9 protein-coding genes and 1 pseudogene (1 of these 10 only partly in view) are annotated in these 5,038 nt (G+C 54.4%); all 10 read left to right on the top strand.

Annotated features, from left to right (window positions below; translation table 11 throughout):
• Positions 1 to 189, top strand: a 189-nt coding sequence (locus tag B3Z49_RS22025; protein WP_296995003.1) for an ACT domain-containing protein, incomplete at its 5' end; no start/stop codon positions are given.
• A gap of 179 nt (positions 190 to 368) precedes the next feature.
• On the top strand, positions 369 to 1,031 hold the full coding sequence (locus B3Z49_RS22020) for a DUF2062 domain-containing protein (protein ID WP_231959728.1): 663 nt from the start codon (positions 369 to 371) through the stop codon (positions 1,029 to 1,031).
• Entirely contained in the window at positions 1,028 to 1,777 is a 750-nt protein-coding gene (locus B3Z49_RS22015; protein WP_296995002.1) for a pyridoxine 5'-phosphate synthase, read from the top strand. Before B3Z49_RS22020 ends, B3Z49_RS22015 begins: the two co-directional genes overlap by 4 nt.
• Positions 1,778 to 2,173, top strand: a complete 396-nt coding sequence (gene acpS / locus B3Z49_RS22010) for a holo-ACP synthase (protein WP_064789141.1) — start codon at positions 1,778 to 1,780, stop codon at positions 2,171 to 2,173. It begins immediately after the preceding gene.
• A 25-nt stretch (positions 2,174 to 2,198) separates the two neighbouring features.
• Positions 2,199 to 2,945, top strand: a complete 747-nt coding sequence (gene lepB / locus B3Z49_RS22005) for a signal peptidase I (RefSeq protein WP_008891145.1) — start codon at positions 2,199 to 2,201, stop codon at positions 2,943 to 2,945.
• Entirely contained in the window at positions 2,945 to 3,628 is a 684-nt protein-coding gene (gene rnc, locus B3Z49_RS22000) for a ribonuclease III (RefSeq protein WP_008891144.1), read from the top strand. Before lepB ends, rnc begins: the two co-directional genes overlap by 1 nt.
• Complete coding sequence (gene era, locus B3Z49_RS21995; RefSeq protein WP_008891143.1) at positions 3,621 to 4,559, top strand: GTPase Era; 939 nt, start codon at positions 3,621 to 3,623, stop codon at positions 4,557 to 4,559. Before rnc ends, era begins: the two co-directional genes overlap by 8 nt.
• 49 nt (positions 4,560 to 4,608) lie before the next feature.
• Positions 4,609 to 4,839 (top strand): hypothetical protein, encoded by a 231-nt coding sequence (locus B3Z49_RS21990; RefSeq protein WP_008891142.1) that lies wholly within the window; start codon positions 4,609 to 4,611, stop codon positions 4,837 to 4,839.
• Positions 4,839 to 5,006 (top strand): hypothetical protein, encoded by a 168-nt coding sequence (locus B3Z49_RS21985; protein ID WP_156518943.1) that lies wholly within the window; start codon positions 4,839 to 4,841, stop codon positions 5,004 to 5,006. Before B3Z49_RS21990 ends, B3Z49_RS21985 begins: the two co-directional genes overlap by 1 nt.
• 9 nt (positions 5,007 to 5,015) lie before the next feature.
• Positions 5,016 to 5,038, top strand: a pseudogene (gene recO, locus B3Z49_RS21980) (DNA repair protein RecO); it runs 682 nt beyond the window's last position.

The following is a 5,038-nucleotide window of genomic DNA, read 5'->3' as shown; positions in this document are numbered from 1 at the left end:
AGTTCAATCACCAGCGTGATTGCCAAGAACCATGGCAACATCACCAATCTGCGCTTTACCAATCGCACGACAGACTTCTTTGAAATGCTGATTGATATCGATGTGGTCGATGTCAAACACCTGACCAATATCATTGCCGCATTGCGTGCCACACCGGTGGTCAATGCCGTTGAACGCGCGCGCGGGTGACGGCGAACTGTAAACGCCTTCACCTTTTAGGCGAATTTGGCGCAAAAGCCTTGCCAATCGCGCAGTCAGCACTTACGCATATGCTTCAAGATTTTACAGCATTACGTGATTAGATCCAGAACTGACCCCGCATGTTTCGGCGCCGCAGCAAACCTTCATCCTTTCAGCGTGTACGCAACGTGGTATGGCCGCGCGGCGGATGGCGTCGTTCGTCACAGTATTTTGCCCATCGGGTCGCCCGTTTGCCCGGATCGCCCTATAGCATCGCATCGGGTTTTGCGATCGGGGCGGCGGTGTCTTTCACGCCGTTTATCGGGTTCCACTTTGTTATATCGACACTGCTGAGCCTTTTGACGCGCAGTAACGTGGTGGCATCCCTGTTGGGGACAGTGGTTGGCAATCCCTGGACGTTTCCGTTTATCTGGTTGTGGCTTTATACCTGCGGCAACTGGATCCTTGGCGCGCATTCGGCAAGTTCGACAGTGCATTTCGATATGGCGGTGCTGTGGGAATTTGTTGTCCTGGGTCTGAATTATGTCGGCGGCGGGCTTATTTTCGGTAACTGGGATGTCAGTGATCAGCAGGCACTGGGGCAACTCTGGGCCAGCATTGTTGATATCATCTGGCCGATGGTGGTTGGCTGTATTCCGACAACGATTGTTATCTGGATACTGTTTTACTTCCCGATCCGCCGTGCGGTTGTGATCTATCGCCATAACCGCATCTTGCGCCGGATGAAAAAGACCGAGCGTCATGGCCTTGGCCCGATGCTTGAAAGTGCCAAGGAAAAGATCGGAACCGCCGCAAAGCACGCCACCAAAAAGCAGGATGAAACATCATGAATGCGAAGCTGCGCCTCGGGGTCAATATTGACCATGTTGCGACCATTCGAAACGCCCGCGGCGGCGATCTGCCCGACCCGGTGCGGGCAGCAGAGCTTGCAAAGGCGGCTGGTGTGGATGGGATTACGGCACACTTGCGCGAAGACCGTCGCCATATCCGTGATGCGGATATGCAGCGCCTGCGCGAAGAAGTTGATTTGCCGCTTAATTTCGAGATGGCGGCAACCGATGAAATGCTGGCCATCGCAATTCAGACCAAGCCGCACGCGGTTTGCCTGGTGCCGGAAAAACGCGAAGAACGCACGACCGAAGGCGGGCTGGATGTTGCCGGTGGGCATAACCATCTGAAACGTTTTGTCTCGGACCTTGGTGATGCCGGCATTCGCGTTTCACTGTTTATCGAGGCATCCGAAGCACAGCTTGATGCGGCCAAAAGCCTCGGTGCGCCGGTGGTGGAAATCCATACCGGGGCCTATTGCGATGCGAAGACCGACGAAGAACGCGCCCGCGAACTGGACCGTATCCGCCATGCTGTGCAATATGGGGCAGGGATCGGACTTGAAATTCACGCCGGTCACGGTTTGAATTTCGAAACCGTCAAGCCGATTGCCGCCATGCCGGAAATTGCCGAGCTTAATATCGGGCATTTCCTGATTGGTGAGGCGGTGTTTGTCGGGCTTGAAGCGGCGATTGCCGAAATGCGCCGTTTGATGGATGAAGCTCGCACGCAGGCAGGTTATGCGTAAATGATCATTGGGATTGGCACAGATTTATGCGATATCCGTCGGATAGAGGCTACTCTTGAACGCCATGGTGAGCGTTTCATGAAGCGTGTCTTTACCGATATCGAGATTGCGCGTGCCAAACGCAAGCCGCACCGGACTGCCTCGTCGCTTGCCATGGCGTTTGCCGCCAAGGAAGCCTGTTCAAAGGCGCTTGGGACAGGTTTTCGCCGCGGTGTTTATCATAACACCATGGGTGTGGTACATCAGCCCAGCGGCAAGCCCGATATGGTTTTGATTGAAGGTGCGCAAGCACGACTTGAAGAATTGACCCCGGATGGGAAAACTGCCTCTGTGTATGTGACCCTGACGGACGAATATCCGATGGCCAATGCGGTCGTTGTGATTTCGGCAGATTGACAAAAATTGATTGGTTGAACACGGAATGGAAAAGCTTGTGCATAAGAAGAAAACGGGTGGTTTGCTCGACACCTTGAAGACCGTTTTCTGGGCCATTGTCATTGCACTTATGGTTCGGACCTTTGCTTTCGAACCGTTTAATATTCCGTCTGGCTCGATGATCCCGACCTTGCTGGTAGGGGATTACCTGTTTGTGTCGAAATTCTCTTATGGGTATTCGAAGCACAGCATGCCGTTCAGCCTGCCGATCATTCCGGGCCGTGTATTTGAAAGCGAACCGGAACGTGGCGATGTGGTTGTCTTTAAGCTGCCGTCTGATACCTCGCAGGATTACATCAAGCGTGTGATTGGTCTGCCGGGCGATACGGTTCAGGTCAAGGAAGGCCGCCTTTACATCAATAACAAGATGATCGAGCGCGAGCGCATCGAGGATTACATCCTGACCGATGGTGGCGGGCGATCAGCCGCAGTACCGCAATATATCGAAACCCTGCCCAATGGCCGTGTGCATCGCATTCTTGAGATGTTTGGCGATCAGGGACCGAGCGACAACACCGAAGCTTTCACCGTACCGGAAGGTCATTTCTTCATGATGGGTGATAACCGCGACAATTCGGCAGACAGCCGTGCCTTCCCGTCGCGCTTCCGGTTTGTTCCGATTGAAAACCTGGTCGGTCGTGCAGAATTCCTGTTCTATTCCAAGGACAGCTCCCAGCCGGTTTATGACCTTGGCAGCATCCGCTTTGATCGCCTGTTCCAGGGGGTTAACTGATGAGCGACGGCTTGCCGGTGATCGCCGAGATTGATCACGGTTTTTCCGATCCCGATCTTTTACGTGTGGCACTGACCCATCGTAGTGCCGCCAAGGGCAAGGATATGCTAAGCGGCGGTAACGAGCGCCTTGAGTTTCTTGGCGACCGTGTGCTGGGTCTTGTCGTGGCCGAGATGCTTTATACCCGGTTCGGGCGTGAGCGCGAAGGGGCCATGGCCAAACGGTTTGTCGCACTGGTGCGTCGTGAGACTTTGGCGCGCGTGGCAGAACAGATCAAACTGGGTGAACACATCCAGATGGCAAAGGGTGAACGCGCAGCAGGGGCTGATACCAATCCGGCGATTTTATCTGATTGCATGGAGGCGGTGATTGCCGCACTCTATCTTGACGGTGGTCTTGAACCGGCGCGGCGTTTTATTGAAAAGCTTTGGACGCCGCTTTTGGATGAAGCCAACAAGCCGCCGCAGGATGCCAAAACGCAATTGCAGGAATGGCTGCAAGGGCGGGGCAAGCCGTTACCGAAATACGAGATGGTCGGCCGTGAAGGCCCGGCCCACGCGCCGTTATTTACCATCGAACTGACGACCGGCGACGGTGACAGTGTCAGTGCCGAAGGCAAATCGAAACGCGAAGCGGAACAACTCGCCGCAAAATTGATGTTGGATAAACTTAGTGATGAATGAGGTTCCCACACCGGTGGCCGAAGACAGATTACCTTATCAGCAACGTTGTGGCTTTGTGGCCCTCGTTGGTGCGCCGAATGCCGGCAAATCGACGCTTTTGAACCAGTTGGTTGGTACGAAAGTGTCCATCGTCTCGCCGAAGGTCCAGACGACACGAACGCGCGTGCGCGGTATCGTCATGACCGAAGACGCGCAGATTGTTTTCATTGATACGCCGGGCATCTTTGCACCCAAACGCCGTCTTGACCGCGCGATGGTCAAGGCCGCCTGGAATGGGGCAGATGACGCAGACCTTGTTGTTCTGGTGATTGATGCCGGAAGCGGCATCACGGACGAAGATCTGGCCATCATCAAGACGCTTAAGGAACAGAACCGCAAGGCGATCCTGGCGTTGAACAAGGTCGACAAAGTTTCCGACAAGGAAAAGCTTCTGCGTCTGTCCCAAGACCTGTTTGCCCACGAAGTCTTTACCGATGTCTTTATGATTTCGGCCAAAAAGGGTGCGGGTACGCAGGATCTGGTGAATTTCCTTGCCGCCAAGATGCCCGATGGCCCGTGGATGTTCCCGGAAGACGATGTTTCGGATATGCCGCTGCGACTGCTTGCGGCCGAAATTACCCGTGAAAAGCTTTATTACCAGCTTCAGCAGGAACTCCCTTATTCCGCAACGGTCGAGACCGAGCTTTGGGAAGAGCGTAAGGATGGATCGGTCAAGCTTGAGCAGACCATCTTTGTTGAGCGTGAAGGCCAGAAGGCGATCATCCTTGGCAAGGGTGGCAAACGTATCAAGGCGCTTGGCAGTGACGCCCGCAAGGAACTTGAAGCCATTTTCGAACGCCGGGTACATTTGTTCCTGTTTGTGAAGGTGCGTGAAAACTGGGGCGATGATCCCAACCGCTTTGCCATGTGGGGTCTTGATCACAACGCCTGATCGCGTTGACTGGTCCCGTATCGAGTGACCACAAATTGCCGGGTAAGTAATGGAAATCGGATCCGTCTGGGGAATTGTCATGATCATTGTTGGCGCTGCTGCCGCAATGATTGTTGCGCGCGTCGCCAGACGTCCGTTCCGTAACCGCAATTCCAGTGCGTCTGTGCAACGTGAAAAATCGTTCCTGCACAAACCGCTTAACCTGATTGCACTTCTGATTGCGATCGCCGTCTTTGTGCTGGGCCTTTTCTGGCGCATGACGGGTGGAGGCCCGACCTAATGCGTAATGACTCATCTGATCCGCTGTCTGATGCCATCGAAGAAATCCCGAACCGCCCGATCCTGCGCAAGGTTGTGTTCGGTCTGGCGTTGTTTAGTCTTGCGTCCTGCCTGCTCGGGTTCTTTTTCCTTGTGACCCGCCTCATTGTACCCAGCGGCTTTTTCTAAGGTACGCGGATGGATTGGCGGGATGACGGTAT

This window comes from Thalassospira sp. UBA1131 (assembly GCF_002311515.1).
Classification (GTDB): domain Bacteria; phylum Pseudomonadota; class Alphaproteobacteria; order Rhodospirillales; family Thalassospiraceae; genus Thalassospira.
The sequence above is the reverse complement of the archived record's forward strand: the minus strand, read 5'-3'. Positions and strand labels throughout refer to the sequence as shown.

Bases quoted from the DNA above. Each gene is read 5' to 3' on its own strand.
- B3Z49_RS21985 (WP_156518943.1), top strand. From the start codon at position 4,839: ATGCGTAATGACTCATCTGATCCGCTGTCTGATGCCATCGAAGAAATC.
- era (WP_008891143.1), top strand. From the start codon at position 3,621: ATGAATGAGGTTCCCACACCGGTGGCCGAAGACAGATTACCTTATCAG.
- lepB (WP_008891145.1), top strand. From the start codon at position 2,199: ATGGAAAAGCTTGTGCATAAGAAGAAAACGGGTGGTTTGCTCGACACC.
- acpS (WP_064789141.1), top strand. From the start codon at position 1,778: ATGATCATTGGGATTGGCACAGATTTATGCGATATCCGTCGGATAGAG.
- B3Z49_RS22015 (WP_296995002.1), top strand. From the start codon at position 1,028: ATGAATGCGAAGCTGCGCCTCGGGGTCAATATTGACCATGTTGCGACC.
- B3Z49_RS21990 (WP_008891142.1), top strand. From the start codon at position 4,609: ATGGAAATCGGATCCGTCTGGGGAATTGTCATGATCATTGTTGGCGCT.
- rnc (WP_008891144.1), top strand. From the start codon at position 2,945: ATGAGCGACGGCTTGCCGGTGATCGCCGAGATTGATCACGGTTTTTCC.